Origin of the sequence: Bacillus solimangrovi (assembly GCF_001742425.1) — a bacterium.
GTDB classification, from domain to species: Bacteria; Bacillota; Bacilli; order Bacillales; family Bacillaceae_N; genus Bacillus_AV; species Bacillus_AV solimangrovi.
The window spans coordinates 15,275-41,713 of the sequence record NZ_MJEH01000010.1 but is presented as its reverse complement, the minus strand read 5'-3'; the positions used below and the strand labels follow the sequence as shown (position 1 = coordinate 41,713).

Sequence of the window (26,439 nt, the reverse complement as noted above, 5' to 3'; positions counted from 1 at the left end):
GCTTTAGTCTCCTTGAATGATTGGTTGTTCTACTGAGATATTTTCTATTACTTGGTAATGTATTATTAGTTTTACTTTACCATTCTCGACTGATTGGTGCAAAACTTTTTCACCTTTAATCGTAGCATCCTGATCAATTCGATTAAACAGTTCTTTCTTCCCTATTTTTTTTCCTTGTTCTATTGCTGATTTTTTATCATAGTTACGTTGAACAACCTTTTTCTCTAGATAGCTACTTTCTTCATATGTAATAGGTGTTGTCCACTTAAAGAATAACAATGGTGTCTGCTTTTCATTTTGTTCAAATTGCTCATAAGGCACATCACCAAATCCCCATATTGGTATAGATATTCCAGAGACATTCATATAACGCTTCGTAACTTTTTCACCCGTCAATACATTAAATTTCGTCTTCATAGGTATATAAACGGTTGACTGATACCATACTTCTCCTAGCACTTCTCCTTTAGCAGAAGCCATTTTTGTTTGTCCTTCTTTTCCTAATATACCCGAAACGAGTATGTCCCCTTTTTCGACATAATCATTTACTGTCACTAATGGTTGTCCTTCTTCAATAAACAAATCATGAATCACAGCTTGCTTTTTAGCAACTAGGTGTTGCGGACCCTTAACTTCATCAGGTGTCACCCGCTTTTCTTCAACTACTTGAAAATGGTATGTCGTACCTGTTCGTTCTACCCCAAGCCACGTAATACCATCGACACCAATCGTCAAGTCTTGCTGAATGATTGCTGCATCTGGCAATAGAAATAAAGGCTTGCCTCTTTTAACACCATATTCGTCAATCGCTTGACGTAATTTATGCTCAGTATCCGGTTCTGCTCCTTCAATTTCGATATCCCACACCATATTTGATAATAGAAACATTATCATTAATGCTCCAAGTATACCAATTACAAAACCACTATTGTGAAGCATTCTTATTGACCAAAATGGCAAACCTTTTTTCTCAGTGAATCTCATTTTGCATCGATAGTGACGTACAATATGACGCAACTCTTTAATATGCTTTAAATAGACATACATTTCACAACTGTCTTCACTTAATCTGCGTAACTCCCACATTTGAACCCCTGATTTGGCGCATTGGTTTAACAGCGGTTCAATCAAACGCCCTGAAATTTTCACCTTAGTATATCCTGCAAAAAAGGACGTCCAATGATTTTTCAAGCGCTCTCCCTCCCATTACACTCGTTTATATGTAAAATCAAACTTCCTATCACTTTTTTTCGTTAACAAATGTCACTTCATCGATCTTTCCTTCTAACAATATTTCCTCAGGAAGCATCGTCTTTAGAACAAAGTTCTGACCTTTTATTAATAGTTGCCCTTGTTTCAACGATAAGCGCAACTCATTATCAGAAAATACTAATAACCCTCGATGGTTTTCAATGTAAATATGGAGCTGACCGATCATTGTAATACGGGGTAGATCCATGACAACATCAGCAGGAAGTGCTGCCCTTTGCATGACCCAACGTCTAATATTTTTCTGCCATTTTCCCAATCGACGAACCCCCTTTCAACTCATGTTTATGCGAAATCCCTATTTTCTATCACATACATTTTTTAAGTTTATTCAATAAACAATTGATACAACTACTTTGCACATCATATATATCATTTTCTCTTGCATTTATTAGCTCGTATTAACATGAAATAATGAAATACTTAGATGAATTATGATTGAAGGACAAATAAAAAAAACGCTGATTTCTCAGCGTTTTTGTTTTGAACGATCTCTTTTCGTAGCGGGATGTGGATTGTATGCTCGAGGTGGTTGCAGAATCTCAGAGTATACAACACCTTCAACTACTTCTGACTTTGAAAAACTAGCAACATTTACTGAAACTTTCTTTCTTCTTACTTTGCTTTTTTTAGAATACGTTGGTTCACTTCTTTTTTCTACGGTTACCATTTCCTGTTTTATTGCTTGCTTCTTCTGTTCATAGTTATTATAACTTTGAATTGTGCTTGTTACTGGTTGTTCACTTTCTTTAGGATACATGCTTGTTTCAAATATTTCTTTTGCTTGTGTCCATTCTTTTTCAACTTGCGTTGGTATCTCGTTTGTTGTTGTTTCTTTCTTTGGCTTAAGCTCTTCACCATCACCCGCACGTTTGAAAAAGCTATATAGTCCACTAATAACGACTACAATAATAAAGATATTTGAAAATATAAAATCAATAATACTTTCCATTATTGATCACTTTCGTCTTCGTCATTATCCTTCGTTAGCTTTCCAATTGAATCACGCATATCTGTATCAGCTGCAACGTTCTTCAAGTTCATATAGTCCATGACTCCGATATTACCAGAACGTAGTGCTTCTGCCATTGCAAGTGGTACTTCTGCTTCAGCTTCAACAACTTTCGCTTGCATTTCTTGTACACGTGCAACCATTTCTTGTTCTTGAGCAACCGCCATCGCACGACGTTCTTCTGCTTTCGCTTGTGCAATGTTTTTATCTGCTTCTGCTTGGTCTGTCTGTAATACCGCTCCTATATTTTTACCGATATCGATATCTGCAATATCAATTGATAAAATTTCAAATGCTGTTCCTGCATCTAGACCTTTTGCAAGAACTGTTTGAGAGATAAGGTCTGGATTTTCTAATACTTTCTTATGGTTATCAGATGAACCGATTGTACTTACGATCCCCTCACCTACACGGGCAATTACTGTATCTTCCCCAGCACCACCGACAAGGCGTTCAATATTCGCTCGTACAGTAATTCGTGCTTTCGCTTTCACTTCGATTCCATCCATCGCTACACCGGCGATAAACGGCGTTTCAATTACTTTCGGGTTAACACTCATTTGCACTGCTTCTAACACGTCACGACCTGCAAGATCAATCGCAGCACATCGTTCAAAACTTAACTCAATATTTGCTCGTTGTGCAGCAATTAATGCATTAACTACACGGTCAACATTACCACCTGCAAGGTAATGACTCTCTAGCTGATTCGTATTTACTGGAATTCCTGCTTTATGAGCTTTAATTAACGGATTAATTACACGACTTGGGATAACACGACGTAAGCGCATACCAATTAGTGTAAAGATACTAACTCTTACCCCTGCTGCTAGTGCGGAAATCCACAGCATAACAGGTACAAATGTAAACAATACTGCTAATACAATAATAATTAAACCTACAATTAGACCCATTGCAATCATGTTTGGTGTCAACATTTTATCTACTCCTTATTCTTCTTTTTCCAACCTTCTAACGACAATACGTGCTCCAGTTGTTTGGATTACCTTTACTTTTTCATTTATTCCTATAAAACTTCCTTCTGTAACAACATCTACACGGTCATCACCAATAATAACCGTACCAGCTGGACGGAGTGGTGTCAAAGTTACTCCCTCCTTATTCAATAAATCTGTGCGGTTTTCATTTGAAACGTAGCCTTTATCTGTTGATGTTGAGTCAAAAAGGATGATACGTCGAAAGATGCCGTTCTCATAACCAAAATACTTAAACAGAATGATTGAAGCAATTACTGTAACGATAAATGCAATTAAGATTGACATTAACATACCACCTACGCTACTCCCACTTAGAATCAGGCTTACTACTATAGCAGCAACACCCGCTATACCAAGTATTCCACCTGGCACAAATAATTCCAGAACAATTAGGACAATTCCTGCTATTAATAGAATTGCAGTTTCCATTCCTGCTAAACCAGCAACCATATGTCCATAGAAGAAAAGCACTAAGGCTGATAATCCCATCGTTCCCGGTAATCCAAAGCCCGGTGTATACAATTCCATAATAAGCCCTAAACTAGCAATGGATAACAGTATTGGTACAACGATCGGATTCGTAATAAATCTTGCTAAATGTTCAGCAAATGAAACCTCAGTTTCTTCAATAGTTGCACCTGACAGCTCTAGAAAATCTAGTAGTTCGGCCCTCGTTTCCACTACTTCATCTGCATAACCGACTTCCTTCGCTTGTGCTGATGTTAGAGTTAACAACTTGCCTTCCCCCGCGTTATACTCTGGTAAATCTACTGACTTATCTGCCATTGCTACTGCATAGATCGGATCTACTCCATGACTCTGTGCAGCACCTTCCATTTCAGCTCTCCAAAATGACTCTGCCTTCTCTCCAGCTGCATTCCCTTGTTGGTCAATGACAGCAGCTGCACCCATTGTTGCTCCAGGTACCATCACAATATAGTCAGCATTTAAGGCAAGGTAAGCTCCAGCTGATATCGCTTCTTTATTGATGTAAGCAGTTGTCGGTGTTGACGTGTTTTTTAATCGCTTTGCAATCTCTGTTGCAGCTTGAACAGAGCCACCAGGTGTATGCATCTCAAACACGATATGGGCAGCACCGGCTGCTTCAGCTTCTTCAATCGATCGGTCAATAAATTTCGCAAGACCCATTTCTACTTCCTTTTCGATTGGAATAAAATAGACTATTTCGTTGCTCTTACCTTGTACTGCAAATGGCAATATGAAACTAAGACATAAACCCAGCACTAATAACATCGGTAACATAGATTTTTGTCTAAAATTCAATATGTACACCTCCTTATCTAATAAAAGAAGTTCATAACAATGATTTCTTCATCGATTATGACCAGCTTAACATATTTCATGAAAAAGACTGTAACTAATATACGAACAACGATGCAATTATGTTTCAATAATATTTTGCACATAAATAAAACAACACCATAGAAGGTGTTGTTTTATTTATGAAAGGTTCTGCATTACGATCTTATTTACTTGTGACCCATCTGCTTTGCCTTTCACTTTAGGCATAATTGCACTCATTACTTTTCCCATATCAGCTTTTGAAGTGGCACCAACTTCTGAGATTGTTTCTTTAACAATTACGTTGAGCTCTTCATCTGATAGTTGTTCAGGCATATATGCTTGCAACACATCAAGTTCTGCTTGTGTCTTGTCAGCTAAATCATCACGGCCTGCTGCTCGAAACTCGTGGAGGGAGTCTTTACGCTGCTTTAACTCACGGTTAAGCACTGTAAGACCTTCATCTTCTGAAAGCTGATCTTTACCGAGCTTAATCGCTTCGTTTTGCAATGAAGCCTTGACCATTCGTATTACTGCAAGCTTTTGTTTTTCTCTATTCTTCATCGCTTGTTTCATATCGTTATTCAAGCGCTCAAGAAGCTCCATTAGAACACCCTCTCTTAGAATTTGCGTTTTCTTGCCGCCTCAGATTTCTTCTTACGACGTACGCTTGGTTTTTCGTAGAATTCACGCTTACGAACCTCAGCAAGTGTACCACTCTTAGAAACACTGCGTTTAAAACGGCGAAGAGCGTCCTCTAGTGATTCGTTTTTGCGAACGCGAGTAGTGTTAGACATTAAATTTCCCTCCCTCCGAAACAGCCAATCACAATCAGACGTATTATCTTCCTTTAGACACGTCTTTGCTCATTATATAACATCAGTTATTAATTTGCAACAAGATGATTTTTCGTCATACATTGATAACATGTCCATATATTGTAATAGTGGTTTTGAGAAAAAGGCTGGTGATCATTTGACCTTAATTAGTTTTTTTGCAGTTTTTATTGGTATCTTTTTATACGGAATGGTTATTATGCGATATGGCCTTTATAACCTAGCTCAACGGCGTCTACAAAATACTTTGCTTTATCTTACCAAAACACCTTTACGAGGGATGATCGCAGGTGTTTTCCTAACTGCAATTTTACAAAGTAGTTCAGCCGTAACCGTTATGACTGTAGCACTTTGTTCTGCTGGATACCTTTCCTTCGAAAAAGCAATCGGAATAATTTTAGGGACAAATATTGGAACGACCGTTACTCTTGAACTGATTACGATTGACTTTGACAGCATGATTATTCCTATGCTTATAGCTGGAGTAATATTAATAAGTACACAAAGAAAAGGCTGGTTTGAATGTGGTAGTATCTTACTCGGTTTTAGCCTCATTATTATATCAATGTCAGGTTTTTCATCCCTTTCAGACGAGCTACAAGCTACTTCTATTTTTAAAATGTGGCAGCAAGCAAACCCCTCACACTATCTGAGTGGTGTTTTCGTAGGGACTGTATTAACCGCACTTCTTCAATCAAGCACAGCAGTAACAGGAATCGTTATGGCAATAGTAGAACAACCATCATTTCACCTTTCGACAGCCATTTCAATCATGCTTGGAGCAAATATAGGGACATGCATGACCGCTTACTTAGCAAGCATTAATGGATCAGAGGATGCAAAACTAACAGCCTTTGCACACATTTGGCTTAATATAATTGGTGTTGTAATCTTTTATCCTTTAATTCCTTTTCTTACAGACGTAGCACTTATACTTGCCCGTACACCTGATGTTCAACTTGCACATGCTAGTGTCCTTTTTAATGTGCTCGTTTCACTATTATTCCTTCCCATTATCAGACCATTCGCTTCTTTCATTAAAAAACTTCATGGGAAACGTGCAAATTAAAACCTCAAGGGTCATATAATCCCTTGAGGTTTTGTAAATCACGATATTTTTTCATTCATATTTTTATCAGCTAACACGCGGACAAATTCGCCTTCATTAAATGGATAACCAGCTTTCTTAATTTTCACTTTGACGATTTGACCAACCATATCTTCGGTAGCTGGCACTTTTACTTTCAAGTAGTTATCTGTGTAACCAACATACAATCCAGATTTCGGGTCATCTTTAAATAATTCTTCTGGAATAATCTCTAACACTTCACCTTCATATTGAGAAGCATATTCTTTCGCAAGTTGATCCGATAATTCAATTAAACGGTGAACTCGCTCATTTTTCACACTTTCGTCCACTTGATCTTCCATTCTCGCTGCAGGAGTTCCCGTACGCTTTGAATAAGGAAAAACATGTAGTTCAGAAAAACGATTATGCTTAATGAAATCAAATGTCTCTTGGAATTCTTCTTCAGTCTCCCCAGGGAAGCCAACGATAACATCAGAGGTGATCGCCAAACCTGGTAATGCTTTACGCAAACTATCAAGACGTTCTTGGAAGTGCTCCATCGTATACTTTCGGCGCATTCGTTTTAAGACGCTATTTGAACCAGATTGAAGTGGTACGTGAAGGTGGCGCACAACTTTATCAGAACGACCTAGCACTTCAATGACTTCATCTGTAATCTGACTCGCTTCAATTGATGATATTCGAATTCGTTTTAATCCTTTGACTTGCTTATCTAAGTCATCCAATAACTTCGCTAAGTTATAATCTTTCATATCTTCGCCGTATCCACCTGTATGGATGCCTGTTAATACAATTTCCTTATAACCTGCATCAACTAACTGCTGTGCTTGGCGAATAACTTCTTTTGGATCACGAGAACGCATAAGTCCACGTGCCCAAGGTATAATACAAAACGTACAGAAGTTATTACAGCCTTCTTGTATTTTCAAGGAAGCTCTTGTACGGTCTGTAAAAGAAGGTACTTCTAATTCTTCATATACACGTGTTTTCATAATATTACCTACACCGTTAATCGGTTGACGTTCTTGCTTATATTGTTCTATATAATCAAGCATCTTCACTCGATCTTGAGTACCAACAACGACATCAACACCAGGTATAGCTAAGATTTCTGCAGGAGAAGTTTGTGCATAACAGCCTGTTACACAAATTACCGCATCTGGGTTACTACGAACTGCACGACGGATCACTTGACGGCTTTTTTTATCCCCAGTATTTGTTACTGTACATGTATTGATTACATAGACATCAGCACGTTTTTCAAATTCAGTTCTCTCATAACCGTTATCAGAGAAAAGCTTCCAAATTGCTTCTGTCTCATAATGGTTTACTTTACATCCTAACGTATGAAAAGCAACGGATGGCATATTGTTCACCTCAGTAGTTCAATTTGATAAGAAACAGCAGATAAAAAATATAATGGTGCTGTCTCTGTTCGTAATATGCGTGGACCAAATGCACAAGTAATAAATCCTTCTGATTTCAACTGAGCTACCTCATCTTCAGTTAAACCACCTTCTGGTCCAACTACAAGTACAATCTTATCGTCTTTGTTCACATCTTTCAAAGCATTAGCAAGATTTGATGATTCACCAATCTTTGCATCTTCTTCATATGCAACAATCTTTACATCAGCTTCGTTAGCAAAACTGAGCATTTTATTAAATGAAGCAGGTTCATTTACTACCGGAACTGTTTGACGATGGGATTGTTCTGCTGCTTCTTTTGCAATCTTTCGCAAACGTTCTTGCTTTTTTCTTCCCTTTTTTTCATCCCACTTCACTATTGAGCGAGATGCAAAAAAAGGCAGAAACCCATTCGCACCTAGCTCAGTACCCTTTTGTACAATGTACTCTAACTTATCTGCTTTAGGCATTCCTTGAGCAATTGTAACATGAACAGGTAGTTCTTTGTCTTCAGAAAGTTCTTCCTTTATGTTGAGTACAATAACATTACCTTCAATTGCTTCAATCACACATAAGTAGCTTTTGCCTTTTTCATTACAACAGATCACTTCTTCATTCACACCCATACGCATGACACGAGAGATATGATGAGCATCGTCACCTGTAATGGATATAACTGTATTATTTATTTGTGAGCTATCGATAAAATATCGTTGCATATCGGTCACCTGCTCTTATTTCTTTTTTGCAATGATCGCAACCCAATCTTCCATTTGTAATGTTTCTTCAATCACAAAACCAACTTGTTCTAAAGATTGCTTAACGAGATCACGTTTGCCCTTAATAATACCTGAGGTAATGTAGTAACCACCAGTTTTCACAGATTTATATGCGTCATCAATAAAGCGTAAAATAATCTCTGCAAGAAGGTTACCAACAATCACATCTGCCTCACCCGCTACATTATCAAGCAAATTATTTTGTTCAACTGAGATTTTTTCATGCACTTTATTTAACTTAACATTCAACTTCGCACTTTTCACTGCAACTTCATCAAGATCATATGCACGAACTTGTTCTGCACCGAGTAAGGCGGACGCAATACTTAATACTCCTGTTCCAGTGCCCACATCAATAACATTGTCAGCTGGTTTCAAATATTTTTCTAGTGCTTGCATGCACATAACCGTTGTTGGGTGTGTACCTGTTCCGAATGCCATACCTGGATCAAGCTCAATAATCAATTCATCTGTTTCAACTGGTTGATACTCTTCCCAAGTAGGAGTTATCGTAATACGCTCAGATACTTTTACAGGCTTGTAATATTTCTTCCATGCAGTTGCCCATTCTTCCTCATTCACTTCACTAATCTCTACAGTGTTTCGCCCTAAATCAATATCATAAAGCATTAAGTTATTAATACTTTGTTTTATTTCTTCAACGGTTTCTCCTAAGAAACTATTTACAGGAAGGTACGCTTTTAAAATAACGCCGTCTGCTGGATAATCATTGGGATTTAAATCATACATTTCACCAAATTTATCTTCCCATACCTTTACTAAATCCTGTGGATCTTCGATTACAACTCCACTTGCACCAGCTTCATGTAAAATGTAAGACACTGGTTCAACGGCTTCTTGTGTTGTATGAATACTAAGTTCTGACCACTTCATTTGTACCAACTCACTTTATCGATAGATTAGGTTCACACTAGAACAAGTTCTTTTATCTTAACTACACACCTTATGAGCTGAACAACCTGCATGCTAATAATTAACATGCAGGCCTTAGTCCTCTCAGCTCTATAAGATGATGTTCAAAAAGTCCGGGGAAAATAACTGTACTTGAACAGGATGTGTTGACCCCACGTTTGCCACAGGACGTGGCAGGCTTTAGCAGGGCTTCCTTTATAACTTATTCGGCAAATACTAGCTCATATGATGTATCTGCGTCTACAAGTGGTTTCGAAGAAGTAAATTCCTCGATACAAGGCAGCAGAGATGTTTCTCAGTGCAGTAGCCTCACTCCGGTGCCGGGAACTTCGCCCTTTTTGTCCTCCTTTTTGAACACGATCTACAAAAATGCAAAATAACTCAACAATTAATTACCTTTGAATGCACGTTTCATTTTAGAGAAAAAGCCGTCATCTTGTGTTTCATCTCCACTTACATCACCAAATTCCTTTAATAAATCTTTTTGATGATTTGTAAGCTTCGTTGGTGTCACAACACGGATTTTGACGTGCTGGTCGCCTTGACCATAACCACGTACACTTTGAACCCCTTTACCACGTAGGCGGAAACGTGTTCCTGTCTGAGTACCAGCTGGAATCTTCAACTTCACTTTACCATGTAAAGTAGGTACTTCAACTTCGTCACCAATAGCTGCCTGAACAAATGTTATCGGCATTTCACAATAAATATCATTTTCTTCACGCTCAAAGAATTCGTGTGACTTCACATGAAATACAACGAATAAATCTCCAGGTGGTCCACCATTCACACCTGGCTCACCTTGACCTGATACACGCATTTGCTGTCCTTCATCTACACCAGCTGGAATTTTAACATTAATTTTCTTACGCTTTGTAACTTTTCCATCTCCACCACATGTTGTACACTTCTCACGAACGTATTTACCTGTTCCGCTACAATGTTGACAAACACGGCGATTAACAACACGACCAAACGGTGTATTTTGTTCAACATTCATTTGACCTGAACCGTTACAATGTGAACAAGTTTCTGGTTTTGTACCTGGCTTCGCTCCACTACCATCACACGTTCTACATTCTTCTTCTTTCGGAATTTGTATTTCTGTTTCTTTTCCGAATGCTGCTTCTTCAAATTCTAATGTTAATGTATATTGTAAGTCTGCACCTTGTCGAGGTGCATTCGGGTCACGGCGTCTTCCACCGCCTCCAAAGAACATATCAAAGATATCGCCGAAACCACCAAAGTCAGCTCCACCGCCACCAAATCCTTGATTTGGATCAGTGTGCCCAAATTGATCGTATTGAGCTCGTTTTTGCTCATCACTTAATACTTCATAAGCTTCACTGGCTTCTTTAAATTTTTCAGCTGCATCATCTTCTTTACTTACATCTGGATGATACTTTCGCGCGAGCTTACGATATGCCTTTTTGATCTCTTCTTTAGAGGCACTCTTTTCAACACCGAGTACATCATAATAGTCTCGTTTGCTCATAAAACACCCACTCCCGATCTATTCACATAAATTTTATAATATCATCAGTTCTCGATATTTCGCAATAGAATCTAACATTTTCAAGTTAGAAATCAATACAACTAAGAAGTTACTTTTATAACTTTTTAGTTAAAAATGAATCCATCTATTGCTCATACCCATATGTCTTAAAAAAAGTCAAAGCCAAGTGGAACCTGACTTTGACTTTTTTCATCTTTCTATTTTCAAAGCTTATTTTTTCTCGTCATCATTGACTTCTTCAAATTCAGCATCAACGATATCATCATTAGCTTTTGCTTCACCTTGAGCACCTTGTTGTGCTTGAGCTTCTTGTGCTGCTTGCTCATATAATTTTACTGAAAGCTGTTGTACAATTTCTTCAAGTGCAGCTTTCTTTTCTTTAATAGCTTCCAAGTCTGTACCTTCTAATGCTTGTTTTAATTCATCACGAGCATCTTCAGCTTTTTTCTTCTCTGCTTCATCAACTTTATCACCAAGGTCTTTTAACGTCTTATCTGTTGCAAAAACCATTTGGTCTGCTTCGTTACGAAGTTCTACTTGCTCACGCTGCTTCTTATCCTCTTCTGCATTTTCTTCTGCATCTCTTACCATTTGTTCAACTTCTTCATCTGATAGGCCTGAAGAAGATTTGATTGTAATCGATTGTTTCTTACCAGTACCTTTATCAGCAGCAGATACATTCACGATACCGTTCGCATCAATATCAAATGATACTTCAATTTGTGGTACCCCACGTGGTGCTGGCGGAATGTCAGATAATTGGAAGCGACCAAGTGTTTTATTATGCGCCGCCATTTCACGTTCACCTTGTAGAACATGAATATCAACAGATGTTTGATTATCAGCAGCTGTTGAGAATACTTGTGACTTACTAGTTGGAATTGTCGTATTACGCTCAATCAACTTCGTAAATACTCCACCCATCGTCTCAATCCCTAGAGAAAGAGGTGTTACATCAAGTAGAACAACATCCTTAACATCTCCAGTTAAGACTCCACCTTGAATAGCTGCTCCTAGTGCAACAACTTCATCAGGGTTTACGCCTTTATGCGGATCTTGACCTACTTCTTTCTTAATTGCTTCTTGAACTGCTGGGATACGTGTAGAACCACCAACAAGGATGACTTTATCAATTTCACTTGCAGAAAGTCCAGAATCCTTTAATGCTTGACGAGTTGGAGACATTGTACGTTCAACTAATCCAGCAGATAATTCGTCAAACTTTGCACGAGATAAAGACAACTCTAAGTGAAGTGGGCCAGCATCTCCCGCAGTAATAAATGGAAGTGAAATTTGAGTGCTCGTAACTCCTGAAAGATCTTTTTTTGCTTTTTCAGCAGCATCTTTCAAACGTTGAAGTGCCATTTTATCTTTCGAAAGGTCGATTCCGTTTTCTTTTTTAAACTCACTTACTAAGTGATCGATAATTACTTGGTCAAAGTCATCTCCACCAAGACGATTATCACCTGCTGTAGCACGTACCTCGAAGATACCATCGCCTAGTTCAAGAATTGATACGTCAAACGTACCACCACCAAGGTCATATACTAGAATCGTTTGATCTTCGTCTTCTTTATCAAGACCATAAGCAAGTGCAGCAGCAGTTGGTTCATTAATAATACGTTCAACTTCTAAACCAGCAATTTTACCAGCATCTTTTGTTGCTTGACGTTCAGCATCATTAAAATATGCAGGAACAGTGATAACTGCTTTTTCAACCTTTTCACCAAGATAATCTTCTGCGTAAGACTTGAAGTTTTGTAATAAAATCGCAGAAATTTCTTGTGGTGTATATTCTTTACCTTCTACTTCTACTTTGTAATCTGTACCCATATGACGCTTAATCGATTGAATCGTATTAGGATTTGTAATAGCTTGACGTTTTGCTACTTCACCAACTTGACGCTCTCCATTTTTGAATGCAACAACCGATGGTGTTGTACGGTTACCTTCTGGATTTGGAATAACCTTTGCTTCTCCACCTTCCATGACTGCAACACATGAATTTGTAGTACCTAAGTCAATACCAATGATCTTACTCATTGATGATGCCTCCTTTTATTTATATGTATTATAATTTTTAATTGCTCCTTAATAGTTACACGATTAGCGTGCGTTTAGAGCTAGAAATATTGAATTATTACTGGTTGACTTTAACCATTGAAGGTCGAATTACACGGTCATTTAACTTGTAGCCTTTTTGCAACTCTTCAACTACAATATTTGCTCCGTAATTGTCATCCTCAACTTGCATGACTGCTTGGTGAAGATGTGGGTCAAATTCTGCTCCAACGGCTTCAATTTCTTCAAGGCCTTCCTTTTTCAGCCCATCTAGTAGTTGACGATACACCATTTCCATCCCTTTTAGTAAAGACTCATTTCCATCTTTATTAGGATCAACAGCAAGTGCACGGCCAAAATTATCAATCGCTGGAAGTATTTCCTCAATAACACTTTGTGCTCTATATTTACGGTCCGCTTCACGTTCCTTACTAACACGTCGACGAAGGTTATCCATATCAGCTTGAACACGCAAGAAGCGATTATTTAATTCATCGTATTTCCCTTGTACTTCATCTAATTGAGCTTGTTTTAGTGCTAATTCATTATCAAGCTCGTTATCTACAGATTCTACTTCTGCATCAACATCTTCAACAGCTACTGATTCACTGTCAATATCTTGTTGTACTTCTTCAGTGTGCATTTTTTCTTCAGCCATTCACTTCACCTCCCTTAATTAATGTAACACCCGTCATCTTGACAAAAGATACCGTTTCTGTCAAATAAAAAATCAATAATAAGACACTCGCTTTATCATGGTTCTTAATTTAAAGTTATTGTTTAATCAAATGTAACGTATTAATTAATCTATTAGTGGAGATTAAGAAATCTCCACTAACAGATTTCGACTTTTTTAAAGAACAAAATATTACTATTTTTTTGATTTTACACAAAAGAAAGCGATGGAAGAATAACGCTTCCACCTCTATACACTATTGCCATCGTCATTCTGATTGATACAAAGACGTTAATACCTTTGTTAAATCTTTTGAAAAAACATTTAACAAGCTAATCACCTTTGAATATTCCATTCTTGTCGGTCCTAACACTGCAATTGTTCCCAGTTGTTCAGTTCCTACAGAGTAAGAAGCTGTGATGACACTACAATTCTCCATTTCCTCAAGGTTATTTTCTCTACCAATCTTAACCTTAATTCCAGATTCAGAAGTGCGAAATAAGTCATATACAACTTTATCCTTTTCAATAAGAGACATCAATGAACGTAATTTTTGCAAGTCATTGAACTCTGGCTGAGACAACATATTAGTCTTTCCGCCATAATAGACTTTTTCTGCATTTTTATTACCAAAAGTACTACTTAGCATCTCATAGGTTTTCTCATAATTGTTCAGGTGTCGCTGAAGTAAGGACCCTACCTCTGTATTTAATCGTTCTGGCAATTCAACAAGTAAAATGCCTTTCAAGCGTTCATTCAAAATATTGACCATTTTTTCTATATCCGTTGGTTCTATCCCATCTGGAATCGTGATAGTTCGATTTTCTACGTGACCTGTATTTGTCACGATAATCGCTACAGCGGTTTTATCTGATAATGGTATAATCTGAAACTGACGCAAGCGTGTATCAAACATTTCAGGACCAAGTACAATTGAAGTGTAACTCGTGAATTCGGACAAAATTTCCGCAGATTTTTGTGCCACTTTCTCTAATTCAAATATGCGTGATGAAAAAAAATCATCAATTGCATCAAGCTCATTGTTCTTAAGAGTAGAAGGTGACAGTAAGTTATCCACATAAAAACGATAACCCTTCTCTGACGGAATGCGCCCTGAAGAGGTATGAGTCTTCTCTATAAAACCCATTTCTTCAAGATCTGCCATCTCATTGCGGATTGTTGCGGAACTAAACGTAATTTCCTCTTTTTTCGCAAGTGTTCGTGAACCAACCGCTTGTGCAGAATGAATAAAATCATCAATGATAACTTGTAAAATTAACAATTGCCTTTCTGTCAACATATGATGATCACCTCTGTTAGCACTCCTAACTAATGAGTGCTAAATCTATTAATAAGTTACCAAATTCATGATTGAATTGTCAACGCGTTCGCTTCATTCTAAGAAAATTTCTTTTGTATTATACAGTTGCAGTAATTAGTTTACGCTAAAAAACTCTGAAATACTTCATTTCCAAGAAAGAAACCTTCTTTCGTTAAATACACACGATCCTCAGTTTCTTTTAATAGTTGTTTCTGCTTATACTCATTAATTTGAGAACCAAACACTTCGTTAAGGTGCTTACCGTATCGCTCATAGAACCTCGGCTTTGATACACCGTCTGTTTTACGAAGACCAAGAAACATCTCTTCTTCCATCCGTTCCTCCAACGTTACTAAGTGCTCCTCAATATAAGGAAAACCATCATTATTGATTCGATTAATATAATGAGAAAGTGGTCCAGCATTAACTCTTCTAACTCCATCAACATAACTATGCGCGCCAGCACCAAAACCGAAATATTCATTGTTGTTCCAATATGTGATATTGTGTTTACTTTCAAAACCTTCTTGTGAAAAATTGCTAATCTCATATTGATGATAGCCGTTTTTCTCCATCTCTACCATTAATAGTTCATACATCTGTGCTTCTCGTTCCTCTGGTGGCAGCCGCAACTTCCCTCTCTGTACAAGATTGTAAAAAACAGTTTTCGGTTCAATTTGTAACGAATACCCAGAGAAATGCTGGACACCAAGCTTGAGTGCTGTCCTTAACGTCTCTTTGAAGTCTTTAATCTCTTGAGAAGGTAACGAGTAAATAAGATCAACATTAATATTTGAAAAACCTGCTGCTTGAGCTGATTCAATCGTTTCAAATACGTCCTTTGCCTTATGAGAACGTCCTATTTTTTGTAATAATTCATCATTGAATGTCTGAACTCCAAAGCTCAGTCGCTCAACTTTGCCGTCTTTTAACACTTGTAATTTATCCGAAGGAAGATCACCAGGATTAGACTCAAATGTATACTCTAACCCATTCGTTGTAAGGGGTAGAATATACGTAGAAATAATCGAGGTAAGACGTTCAAGTTGTTTAGCATTGAGTGCCGTAGGTGTACCACCACCGACAAAAACCGTCTTAATTCCTTCTGTTTTAAACTTTTCCAATGAATTTTTTATTTCTGTTTCTAAAGCATCTAAATATTCATCAACTGGCTGATTTTGAAGAAATACTTTATTAAAATCGCAATAATAACAAATGTGTTCACAAAATGGGATATGAATATAAATTGATTTTGCCATGCATGCTCACTGCCTTTTTCTTCTGTAATGTATGAAAGAATAAAAACCGCAAAGCAAACTGCTCGCGGTTTTTACTGCTTCATTTCTTTTCATCGCTATCCATTCGTAATACAGCCATAAATGCTTCCTGTGGCACTTCTACTGAACCAACAGACTTCATACGTTTTTTACCTTCTTTTTGCTTTTCTAGCAATTTACGCTTACGAGAAATGTCACCACCGTAACATTTTGCAAGTACGTTTTTACGCATCGCTTTAATTGTTGAACGAGCAACAATTTTTGTTCCAATCGCTGCTTGTATTGGCACTTCAAATTGTTGACGTGGAATAAGCTCTCTTAGTTTATCTGTAATTACCTTACCGCGATCATAAGCAAAATCTCTGTGAACGATGAAAGATAACGCGTCTACTTGTTCACCATTAAGTAATATATCCATCTTAACAAGACGAGATTCTTTATAACCGATTAACTCATAATCAAACGATGCATAACCTTTTGTTTGAGATTTTAACGTATCGAAGAAGTCATACACGATTTCAGCAAGAGGAATTTCATATACAATATTTACACGGATCTCATCCATGTATTGCATATCAATAAAGTTCCCCCGCTTCTGTTGGCATAACTCCATAACTGCTCCAACATAATCATTAGGAACCATTACCGTTGCTTTTACATATGGCTCTTCAATTTTATTAATACTTTGTGGATCAGGCATAAGTGAAGGGTTATCCACAACCAACTCAGTCTCATCTGTTAATTCAACACGATAACTTACACTTGGAGCAGTCGTAATTAAATCAATCTTGAATTCACGCTCAATACGTTCTTGAATAATCTCCATATGAAGCATACCTAAGAATCCACAACGGAATCCAAAACCAAGTGCTTGTGACGTTTCAGGCTCATATTGAAGTGAAGAATCATTTAATTCCAAACGTTCAAGTGCCTCACGCAAATCATTGTACTTATTCGAATCAATTGGATATAGACCACAATATACCATAGGGTTCATTTTCTTATAACCTGGTAATGGTTCATCCGCTGGATTATCGGCACTAGTAATCGTATCACCTACTCTAGTGTCTCCAACTGTCTTAATTGCAGCCGTTAAATACCCAACATCACCTACAGTTAGTTCATCTTGAGGAAGTGATTTTGGTGTAAAGACACCAATCTCAGTTACCTCAAACTCCTTACCTGTGGCCATCATTCGAACTGTATCTCCAACTTTAACAGATCCTTCTACAATACGAATATAAGCAACAACCCCACGGTATGCATCATACAACGAGTCAAAAATGAGGGCCTTAAGTGGTGCATCAGGATCTCCCTGTGGTGCAGGTACCTTGTCTACGATTTCTTCGAGAATTTCTTCAATTCCTATGCCTGCTTTTGCGCTTGCAAGCACTGCTTCCGATGCATCTAGTCCAATCACATCTTCCACTTCTTGACGTACACGTTCTGGATCAGCACTAGGTAAATCAATTTTATTAATGACTGGCAGAATTTCTAATTCGTTATCAAGTGCTAAGTACACATTTGCTAACGTTTGTGCTTCAATTCCTTGTGCAGCATCTACAACAAGAATCGCACCCTCACATGCGGCTAGACTACGAGAAACCTCATATGTAAAGTCAACATGTCCAGGTGTATCAATTAAATGGAAAATATATTCTTCTCCATCTTTAGCTTTGTATTTCAATTGTACGGAATTTAACTTAATAGTAATTCCACGTTCACGTTCTAGATCCATCGCATCTAACATTTGTGCTTTCATTTCGCGCTGTGTGAGCGCATTTGTTTTTTCTAGGATACGGTCCGCAAGTGTACTCTTCCCATGGTCAATATGGGCTATTATTGAAAAATTGCGAATCCGTTCCTGCCGTTTTCTTTTTTCTATACTATTCACATCGATCACTCCTACCAATACGGCAAAGATACACTAGCCTTGATTATAGCAGTAGCGTATGAAAGATTCAATCAGCTTCTTGCCCAAGTATTGATTTATAACGTTATAACAGCCATGAAGTGCTTTTTTAAAACAAAAATTAAATGTTCTATCATCCTGTAAATATAACGATTTTTGTCTGTTCTAATACTATTTCAACATACTCAAATGACGATAGAAAAGGTTTAGGTTATTAGCGTATCGATCCACACTTTTCAAATCAAAACAACTTAACATAAGTAAAAATTGAAGGTTCACTTTATAAGATGTTTATGCAAAGAACACATTCCTTTAAGAAAATAAAAAGAGCAACAATTATGTCACCCTTTAGATTGGTATCATATTTATTATTTTCTCAGCAATTTTAATAAAAATCTCAATAGCGGCTGTAAACACTGATTCAACAACTGAAGCAATCTTTTTACCTAACTCCGAAAAAAAGTTAAAGGTCTCTAATGTCTCCAACTCTTGCCGTTTTTCATTTAACAACTTTGCATCTACTTCTTCACCTAATACAGACGCGTGTAACTCCCCATCATCTGTCGATTCAATACTTACAATCTGTTGCAAGTTAGGATCATCATATCCTCTTAGACTCCTCATACTCTCATTAGCTTGATACATCCCAAGTATTACACCGAAGAAAAGCACTAATCCGAAACTACAACTAACGATGGTAAATTTCCACATTATCCATCCCTCTATTGGCTAACTTTTTCTGCCTGCCAGTAGTATTCAGCGAACACATCTGCAAGCGCTTCTGTCGTCCGATATACTTCATCAAGTGAATTTTCAACGCCACCCATTTCAATTACTAACGCATTCTCCGATAGATCTTGATTGAATTTCCCGTTTGTTCCTTGTCCCTGTTTTGTAGTAATCCCCCGACTTAGACCAGGATATTTCTCATCAAGCAGTTGGTGCATTGTTTTAGCAAGTTGCAAATTTTTCTCATATTTAGCATGTTCTCCACCAATCACAAAGAATGTACGTGCATATTTTTCCTCGTTTATTGTAACCGTTGTATTATCCTTCGTTTGCCAATCACGATGAATGTCGAAGAAATATTGTAAATCTTTATTATTATTTATCGCTTGTTTAATCACTGGGCGTGATTCATCATATGAGCGAGAATAATGGATACCTTTACTTAAAATATTTTGTGTAAAGTCAGTTTTATCCACTACTGTTCCTATTCCCCTTGCCTCTAGTTCTTGTTTCAACCTTTCACCTACCATCGTGACATTAACCTCATGATGATATGCTTCATCACCAGTTTTCGCATTTGGTAAGTGAGGTAAATAAGATTCCCTTGAATGCGTATGGTAAAGAAAAACGACATTCTTGCCATTCGTTGTTAGTACGGGTGAAGGTTTAGGTTTATCCGATTCTTTTAAGCTTTCAAGCGATGCCTCTCGCTCTTGTAATAGAACTTCAATAGGTGGTGCTGATTCAAAAGGCATGTTCGTATAGTCTGTTCCTTCCCCTGCAACAAGGATTTCACCATCATAGATAGAAAAGTAAGGAAGCTCTCTACCTAAAAAACTCCGTGGGTCATCAAAATTTATATTCGTTGCACTTTCAAAAATCATTGATGTTAACTTAGGACTAACATAATCATCTGGAAGTGCTTGTGAGAAATAAGGATTCTCGTATGAAAAAAAATGAACCAAAGACTCTCCCGTCATCTTTTTCGTCCAATTATGTACAGAGGATGAGGATAGTCGATATTCTGGCTTTAAAGAGGTTAATGTTCCGATACATATAAACAGAATAAGCATCACTACTATAAAATAAACAATTAATCGCAAGACATTAGGAGCGTCAATTACAATACCAATCCGCTGCGATCTAAACGACTTCATTTTCCCACCCTCTCATCACTCTATTAGTACAAACTTATGAGATGGTAGAAAAAATAGAACAAAAAAAATCAATAGAGAAACTAGCGAGTGTACATTCCAACATTTTCATCATCTACTTCTTGGTGTAGTGCATCATTAAGACCTTCCGCCAACAAATGTGCCATATCTCCGATAAATAGATCGACTTCCTTCGGTGTAACCATTAAGTTATGACCAATTGGAGCAAGCACCTCATGAATCAAACGCCTTTTTTCTTCATCCTCTAAACCGCCAACAATCCCCATAAATGTTTTCCTATTATTCTCATCAGGTAGGTCTTCTTCAGTTAATATTCTCTTTTCACCAAATCGCAAACCTGCTGGTGCAAGTGAACGAGCAGGACGGCTACCTTCATTCATTTCTTTCCCAAAATGTTTCAAAATAAAATCAATTGCGTCACTAGTAATTGTTACAGCATCTACAACAGTTGGTATACCAATTGCAATAACAGGTATACCTAATGTTTCCTTACTTAATTCTTTTCGCTTATTGCCCACTCCAGAACCAGGATGAATACCCGTATCAGAGATTTGAATTGTAGAATTAATACGTTCAATCGATCGAGAAGCTAATGCATCAACAGCAATAACAAAGTCTGGTTTGGATTTAGCAATAATCCCATCAATTATATCGCTCGTTTCAATACCCGTTAGTCCCATAACACCAGGCACAATCCCACTAACAGATCTAAATCCACTTTGAACTCGCTCAGGTTCAAGTGTAAAAATGTGCTTCGTAATCAGAAGTTGTTCAACCATTAATGGGCCAAGTGCATCAGGGGTAACATTTCGATTTCCAAGTCCTACGACTAGACAGGAATCATCTTTCTTTACACCACAAGCTTTCAAAAGTGTCTGTATTTGATCAGAAAATACTTCCAGTACCTTCTCTTGTACTTCAGTATCCCCATCTCTTAGATCAAGTGCTTCTATCGTCAAATAACGTCCAGGCTTCTTCCCAGTAATTTCTGCACCTTTTTCATCAATTGTAATATCAACTAGCTTCATGCCAGCTTTTTCTCTTTTTTTTACAATTACACCATCAATCGTGCCTTCTTGTTTTATTTTTTTGTCTTGTTGCTCAACAGCAATCTCATGTGCTTCAAGTGCTAAATCTGTTCTAATCATATATTTTGATAAATCAATAGATGACTCCATCAAATGCCTCCTCAATAGGTCTATAAACTACATACAGGATTGACAACTTATTCTATTTTTCACACTACAAACTCAGTAAACTTGTTTTAACTAGATTATAGATTTCAATCACTAGTTATTACCTCGTTCATCTAACTTTTTTTGTGAGAAAAAGTGAAAATCATTACATAATTGAAACGTTAATTTATTGCTATTATCTTCTCCATCTCCCCACTCTTTCATGCACCTTCAATGAAAATCTCGTATAACTCTATTGCAAAGAGACCGCGCGTTTGATAGAATATCATGTGTTCTACATTTATAAAGTATCACTCCATTCAAGGAGGTGAAAGAAATGCCAAACATTAAATCTGCGATTAAACGTGTGAAAACAAATAATGACCGTCGCGCTAGAAACATTGCGATTAAATCAGATATGCGTTCATCAATCAAGCAATTCGAAAAACTTGCTGAAAGCAAGGATGTTGAAAATGCACAAGCTGCACTTCAAACTGCTGTAACAAAACTTGATAAAGCTGCACGCAAAGGTCTTGTACACCGTAACAAGGCTGACCGCCAAAAATCTCGTCTTACTAAGATTTTCAACGAGATTTCTGCATAATTAAAAGGATAAGCTTATTATCCTTTTTCAAATGCATAACAAAAAGAAGCGTGATTGTACGCTTCTTTTTGTTATTGACCTTATCTCATTTCAACCAATACAAACGCTTTACCAATGTATTTGCAACTATTTCCTTAAACATACATTACGCTTAATTAAACTTAACCCTTATGTAATTTCATCATAAACAACTCGACTGCCAACTGTTTATCAACTTGTCCACTTTTTATTTTATAATCTACCTCAGCAATATCATCCATTAATGATAAAAGCTCGTTCATATCAAATGTTGCCACCTTTTGCATCGCTAATTTTACTCGAAAAGGATGGACCTTTAATGTAGAAGCAATTTGATTTTGACCATAACCTTTACTCATTAACCCCTTTACTTGATACAAAAGACGAAACTGTCCAGCAAGTAATGCTAATATTTTCAAAGGCTCTTCTTTCTGTTCAATCATGTCATAAAAAATTCGAAAGGCTCTTTGTAGATTTCGATTTAGTACCATATCTGTTAAATCAAAAATATTTTGCTCTAACGAACGTGCAACAAGCAATTGCACCATTTTTTCGTCAATAACTTGTTCTTCCCCTGCATAAAGTGATAATTTCTCAAGCTCTGAAGCCAAAGTTGTTAAATCAACACCTACAGTTTGAAGTAATACTGTTAAGGCAAGGTCTGAAATTTCTCGATGTCTTTCTTTCAATTGCTGTCGAACCCATACTTGTATTTCTTGTTCAGATAAAGGAGATACCTTAACATATCCGCCTCTCTTTTTAATAGCCTTCACTATTTTTTTACGTTCATCTAATTTTTCATAAGGTGCGATAATAACAAGGATCGTTTCAGGTGAAGGATCATCAATATATTGTTCCAACCGTTTTAAATCATGATCAATTTTACTATCTTCTTTTTGCGCAGTCAGAAATTGCGTTGTCTGCATAATTACAACACGTCGTTCACCCATAAAAGGTAATGTCTGAGCGTCTTCAAGAGCTACTTGTACTGGCACTTCTGTCATATCAAAGTACGAAAGGTTAAAATCAATATCCTCGTCTGTAAGTGCTGCATGAATTAACTTTTGCTTTGTATCTTCTATCAAATAATGCTCTGAACCATAAAATAAATATACAGGATAAAAAATCCCTTGTTTTATCTCTTTTTGCACTTCCATTATATTCACAATTACGTCACCTCAAGAAAATCTTCTCAACAATCGTAATGTCTTTAGACAAAAAGTGCAAGCATTGCCATAATACTTTAGAGCAAATAACGGTCCTCCAAATATAAATTAAAGAGAATTTAATTTTTTTGTGAATGTTATGTGGATTTATATCCTTACTATATGTAAAATAAAAGGAAGAAGCGAAGCAGCTCCTTCCCAATCTATATTGAACGCGAAAGCCCGTGCCCCAGGAAAAACGGACTTTGCAGCGGTACAAAAGGTATGTGTTTATAGTTTAACCACCCGATTTTGAACTATATGTGACAACTCTTGTCAACAAAGGCAAGAATACAAGCACTTCTTTCACTGTTTGTGGATCTTTTTTGCAGCATCGCTTATACTATAGTGGCAATAGGAGGGATACATATGAACGAATTTGAAAAAAATGTACAAAGCAAACGCAATGATGCGATTGACTCTGGTGTCGGATTTATTGTTTCATTCGGATTTTTCTTTACAATGTTTATCGTCGCAACATTGATGAAAATGTTAGGTTAATCATTCTTTAAAAAGACTGCGATAGCGGTCTTTTTTTATTATGAAACAAGCACTACTGACACTGAATACTCAGAGGCTGAACGGGCTGTTCTCTCGTTTATACCTCAGTAGCTTACTTAGTTTTCAAGCTAAAAACTTAAGTAAAGTGGGAACTTGATAATTAGCTCAACACATTTAAACGTATGAAGAAATATCGCTCAGTTTGTTATTCTAATGTATCGTATGGAATAACTGTCCGAAAGGTTCCACGTTTTTTTGAAAAACTCCATTGAATATCTCCTAATCGATCAGTACGAAAGACTCTAATACCGTTTTTTTCAAACCGTTCCAACACCTCTTTATGTGGATGACCATAGTAATTACCCTCACCTACGGAAATAAGCGCAACTTTTACATTTAACCTTTCTAAAAATAATGATGAACTTGATGTATTACTTCCATGATGACCAACTTTCAATATATCCGCCTCTAAATGTGGGTACATTAACATCAATCGCTCTTCTCCTTCCATTTCAAGATCTCCTGTGAACAACCATTTGACTTCCCCTAACTTTGCCCATAACACAACACTGCGTTCATTACGTTCTTTTTCATCCCCAAATGGAGATAAGATGTAAAAATTTATTCCTCCATCTTTCCAACTCTCACCTGCTCGAACTCTCTCGACTGTTATACCTTGATCTTCTGCTAGCAATAGTAACTCTTCCTGCCACTTTTTATCATATGGAGCACCTGCACCAATTAACAGCTTATCGATTTTTAAGTTGTTCATTAAAATATGAGCATCTCCGATATGGTCAAAATCTCCATGTGTAAACATTAACCGGTCAATGGAACGAACACCTTTCGCTTTTAAAAAAGGTAAAACGATATCTTCTCCTATTTGAAAAGAGTTCTTTCGCTCTTTCCATTTTTCATCTTGAAAAGTTACTCTACCACCAGTATCAATTAATAAATTTGTTTTCCGAAAAGGCATTTCAATATAAATACATTCAGCTTGTCCCACATTTAAAACAGTCACTTCTCCAGATGGATCAATGTATGGCAGGTGCCATAAAAAAAGTAACATCAAACCTAAAAAAGACAAGGAACACCATGCTTTACTAATAAAATTTGAGTTTTCCCATTCTGCAAGAAAGTAAATACATGCTAAAAAAAAGAGGATACTCCATATTATTGGTGGTCTACCAAATGTAATAGTAAAAAAATCAAACGACTGTAACCAACTTAATAAGTCATTTGCAATCATTAACATTTTATTAAGTAAGAATAGTAAAGGAAAAGTAATAGGTGGGAAAATGTATAAAAGAATAAAGGTAAGAAACGAAAGGGGTAAAATGAGAAGGGACATCAATGGAACGAACAGCAAGTTCAAAGGAATGCTTAATATAGAAATTTCAAAAAAATTGTATAAAATAATGGGTAATGTCATTAATTGAGCGATGAGTGTTACATATAGACCTTTTTTCACAGATGTGACGGTAACATGAAGAAGGGATGCAGAGGAGATAATAAGACTTAGACTTACAAGGAAAGAAAGCTGAAACCCAACATCAAACACATAATATGGTCTTGTAAGCATCATTATAAGAGCAACTACACTAATACTATCCACTGGAGTAAAACGATACTGAAACCGTATACTCACCATAACACACATCGTCATTAAACCAGCTCTAACAACAGAAGGTGCTGCACCTGCAATCAAAATATACAAAGGGAGCATACATAATAGAACTGTATAAGCTCTTTCTCTCGTCAAACCTAGTCGAATCAACAGAAAAAACAATGCAGTAGTAAGTAAAGAAACATGAAGACCTGAAATTGCTAATAGATGAATGATCCCAAACTGTTGGAAAGATTGTTTCATTTCTTCTAAAAGATTTGACCTCTCTCCAAATATGAGAGCTTGTACAATGCCACTTGAAGGTTGATCGAAATGTTCTTCTATTTTTTTTATACCTAACTGTCGCCAGTAAGCAGGTGACCACTCTAAATTAGAAGGACTGACACACCACTCAGCTTGAATGCTACTTGGCTCTAAAATCCAATGAATATTCTGCCTTCCCAAATATTCATGAGAATTAAATCCGTAAAAATTTTTCGCTTCATCTTGCTCGACTAATTGACCATTTAACTTACAAAACATCCCTACTCGTAACTGTTCAAGTTGTTTCAACTCATCATTTAATGAAAGACGATAGGAAACAATGACTACTTCGTTATGTTCGTTTTCTTTAAAATAAAACCGTAACCTATCCCCATTAAGATTTGGTATAGACGTTATTTCGCCAACAAATTTTGTAGTTTCTGACGTTATTTTTGTTTGGTGAAGGCTTTGATACATGAAGGTATATCCAATAAAAAAGCAGAAGGTAAGGAGCATAAAAAATACGAAGATTTGAGATTGCCTTTTAAAGATGTAAATGACATACAAAATAAATAACATACATACGAACCATTGATAAGAAATAGATAACCAAACACCAAATACAGCACTTATTCCTATATACAATAGTTTTCCGTCCAAACCACCCCTCCTTTTCTATTTAGACTAATCACAGAGGAACGTAGAATAAAAACTTAAATTCATATGCTTAAGATCGTAGTGAATGAAACTAACCAGTTATGGAAGTTACGCTTT

General features: G+C 36.8%; 24 protein-coding genes. 3 read left to right on the top strand and 21 right to left on the bottom strand.

Going from position 1 to position 26,439, the window contains the following annotated elements; translation table 11 throughout:
• Positions 1-3 precede the first annotated feature (3 nt).
• The 7 genes from yqfD to rpsU all read right to left on the bottom strand — a co-directional run bounded on the left by yqfD (position 4) and on the right by rpsU (position 5,378).
• Positions 4-1,191 (bottom strand): sporulation protein YqfD, encoded by a 1,188-nt coding sequence (yqfD, locus tag BFG57_RS04475; protein ID WP_069716274.1) that lies wholly within the window; start codon positions 1,189-1,191, stop codon positions 4-6.
• A 49-nt stretch (positions 1,192-1,240) separates the two neighbouring features.
• Positions 1,241-1,528 (bottom strand): sporulation protein YqfC, encoded by a 288-nt coding sequence (gene yqfC / locus BFG57_RS04470; protein ID WP_281186608.1) that lies wholly within the window; start codon positions 1,526-1,528, stop codon positions 1,241-1,243.
• A gap of 210 nt (positions 1,529-1,738) precedes the next feature.
• Complete coding sequence (locus BFG57_RS04465) at positions 1,739-2,221, bottom strand: hypothetical protein (RefSeq protein ID WP_069716273.1); 483 nt, start codon at positions 2,219-2,221, stop codon at positions 1,739-1,741.
• Positions 2,221-3,204 (bottom strand): flotillin-like protein FloA, encoded by a 984-nt coding sequence (floA, locus tag BFG57_RS04460; protein ID WP_139125061.1) that lies wholly within the window; start codon positions 3,202-3,204, stop codon positions 2,221-2,223. Before floA ends, BFG57_RS04465 begins: the two co-directional genes overlap by 1 nt.
• 27 nt (positions 3,205-3,231) lie before the next feature.
• The gene (locus BFG57_RS04455; RefSeq protein ID WP_069716311.1) at positions 3,232-4,542 is read right to left on the bottom strand and encodes an NfeD family protein; all 1,311 of its coding nucleotides are present in this window, start codon (positions 4,540-4,542) and stop codon (positions 3,232-3,234) included.
• Between the two features lie 198 nt (positions 4,543-4,740).
• The gene (locus BFG57_RS04450) at positions 4,741-5,187 is read right to left on the bottom strand and encodes a GatB/YqeY domain-containing protein (RefSeq protein ID WP_069716272.1); all 447 of its coding nucleotides are present in this window, start codon (positions 5,185-5,187) and stop codon (positions 4,741-4,743) included.
• A gap of 14 nt (positions 5,188-5,201) precedes the next feature.
• The gene (gene rpsU, locus BFG57_RS04445) at positions 5,202-5,378 is read right to left on the bottom strand and encodes a 30S ribosomal protein S21 (RefSeq protein ID WP_069716271.1); all 177 of its coding nucleotides are present in this window, start codon (positions 5,376-5,378) and stop codon (positions 5,202-5,204) included.
• 130 nt (positions 5,379-5,508) lie between these two features.
• Between rpsU and BFG57_RS04440 the strand changes: the two genes are divergently transcribed.
• Positions 5,509-6,486, top strand: a complete 978-nt coding sequence (locus tag BFG57_RS04440; protein WP_083249071.1) for a Na/Pi symporter — start codon at positions 5,509-5,511, stop codon at positions 6,484-6,486.
• Positions 6,487-6,524: 38 nt separating this feature from the next.
• Here the strand turns inward: BFG57_RS04440 and mtaB are convergent, their stop codons facing one another.
• The 12 genes from mtaB to gpr all read right to left on the bottom strand — a co-directional run bounded on the left by mtaB (position 6,525) and on the right by gpr (position 21,470).
• The gene (gene mtaB, locus BFG57_RS04435; RefSeq protein WP_069716270.1) at positions 6,525-7,874 is read right to left on the bottom strand and encodes a tRNA (N(6)-L-threonylcarbamoyladenosine(37)-C(2))-methylthiotransferase MtaB; all 1,350 of its coding nucleotides are present in this window, start codon (positions 7,872-7,874) and stop codon (positions 6,525-6,527) included.
• Between the two features lie 5 nt (positions 7,875-7,879).
• Positions 7,880-8,632, bottom strand: coding sequence for a 16S rRNA (uracil(1498)-N(3))-methyltransferase (locus tag BFG57_RS04430; RefSeq protein WP_069716269.1), 753 nt, complete (start codon positions 8,630-8,632; stop codon positions 7,880-7,882).
• 15 nt (positions 8,633-8,647) lie between these two features.
• Positions 8,648-9,586: a 50S ribosomal protein L11 methyltransferase gene (prmA, locus tag BFG57_RS04425; protein WP_069716268.1), complete on the bottom strand. Its 939-nt coding sequence runs from the start codon at positions 9,584-9,586 to the stop codon at positions 8,648-8,650.
• Between the two features lie 427 nt (positions 9,587-10,013).
• Positions 10,014-11,120 carry a molecular chaperone DnaJ gene (gene dnaJ, locus BFG57_RS04420; RefSeq protein WP_069716267.1) on the bottom strand — a complete coding sequence of 369 codons (1,107 nt, stop codon included), beginning with the start codon at positions 11,118-11,120 and terminating at the stop codon, positions 10,014-10,016.
• 231 nt (positions 11,121-11,351) lie between these two features.
• Complete coding sequence (gene dnaK / locus BFG57_RS04415; RefSeq protein ID WP_069716266.1) at positions 11,352-13,184, bottom strand: molecular chaperone DnaK; 1,833 nt, start codon at positions 13,182-13,184, stop codon at positions 11,352-11,354.
• A gap of 97 nt (positions 13,185-13,281) precedes the next feature.
• A complete protein-coding gene (grpE, locus tag BFG57_RS04410) occupies positions 13,282-13,860 on the bottom strand; it encodes a nucleotide exchange factor GrpE (RefSeq protein WP_069716265.1) in 579 nt (192 codons plus the stop codon).
• 286 nt (positions 13,861-14,146) lie between these two features.
• The gene (hrcA, locus tag BFG57_RS04405) at positions 14,147-15,178 is read right to left on the bottom strand and encodes a heat-inducible transcriptional repressor HrcA (protein ID WP_069716264.1); all 1,032 of its coding nucleotides are present in this window, start codon (positions 15,176-15,178) and stop codon (positions 14,147-14,149) included.
• 140 nt (positions 15,179-15,318) lie between these two features.
• The gene (gene hemW, locus BFG57_RS04400) at positions 15,319-16,458 is read right to left on the bottom strand and encodes a radical SAM family heme chaperone HemW (RefSeq protein WP_069716263.1); all 1,140 of its coding nucleotides are present in this window, start codon (positions 16,456-16,458) and stop codon (positions 15,319-15,321) included.
• 79 nt (positions 16,459-16,537) lie between these two features.
• Positions 16,538-18,370 carry a translation elongation factor 4 gene (gene lepA / locus BFG57_RS04395; protein ID WP_069716262.1) on the bottom strand — a complete coding sequence of 611 codons (1,833 nt, stop codon included), beginning with the start codon at positions 18,368-18,370 and terminating at the stop codon, positions 16,538-16,540.
• 366 nt (positions 18,371-18,736) lie between these two features.
• Positions 18,737-19,099 (bottom strand): YqxA family protein, encoded by a 363-nt coding sequence (locus BFG57_RS04390; protein WP_069716261.1) that lies wholly within the window; start codon positions 19,097-19,099, stop codon positions 18,737-18,739.
• A gap of 11 nt (positions 19,100-19,110) precedes the next feature.
• Positions 19,111-20,274, bottom strand: a complete 1,164-nt coding sequence (gene spoIIP / locus BFG57_RS04385) for a stage II sporulation protein P (RefSeq protein ID WP_069716260.1) — start codon at positions 20,272-20,274, stop codon at positions 19,111-19,113.
• Between the two features lie 80 nt (positions 20,275-20,354).
• Positions 20,355-21,470 (bottom strand): GPR endopeptidase, encoded by a 1,116-nt coding sequence (gene gpr, locus BFG57_RS04380; RefSeq protein WP_069716259.1) that lies wholly within the window; start codon positions 21,468-21,470, stop codon positions 20,355-20,357.
• A 334-nt stretch (positions 21,471-21,804) separates the two neighbouring features.
• Here gpr and rpsT point away from each other — a divergent pair, with 334 nt between their 5' ends.
• Positions 21,805-22,071, top strand: coding sequence for a 30S ribosomal protein S20 (rpsT, locus tag BFG57_RS04375; protein WP_069716258.1), 267 nt, complete (start codon positions 21,805-21,807; stop codon positions 22,069-22,071).
• A gap of 161 nt (positions 22,072-22,232) precedes the next feature.
• Here the strand turns inward: rpsT and holA are convergent, their stop codons facing one another.
• Positions 22,233-23,246: a DNA polymerase III subunit delta gene (gene holA / locus BFG57_RS04370; RefSeq protein WP_069716309.1), complete on the bottom strand. Its 1,014-nt coding sequence runs from the start codon at positions 23,244-23,246 to the stop codon at positions 22,233-22,235.
• Between the two features lie 417 nt (positions 23,247-23,663).
• Here holA and BFG57_RS04365 point away from each other — a divergent pair, with 417 nt between their 5' ends.
• Complete coding sequence (locus BFG57_RS04365; RefSeq protein WP_069716257.1) at positions 23,664-23,795, top strand: YqzM family protein; 132 nt, start codon at positions 23,664-23,666, stop codon at positions 23,793-23,795.
• Between the two features lie 205 nt (positions 23,796-24,000).
• Here the strand turns inward: BFG57_RS04365 and BFG57_RS04360 are convergent, their stop codons facing one another.
• On the bottom strand, positions 24,001-26,325 hold the full coding sequence (locus tag BFG57_RS04360) for a DNA internalization-related competence protein ComEC/Rec2 (protein ID WP_069716256.1): 2,325 nt from the start codon (positions 26,323-26,325) through the stop codon (positions 24,001-24,003).
• Positions 26,326-26,439 lie beyond the last annotated feature (114 nt).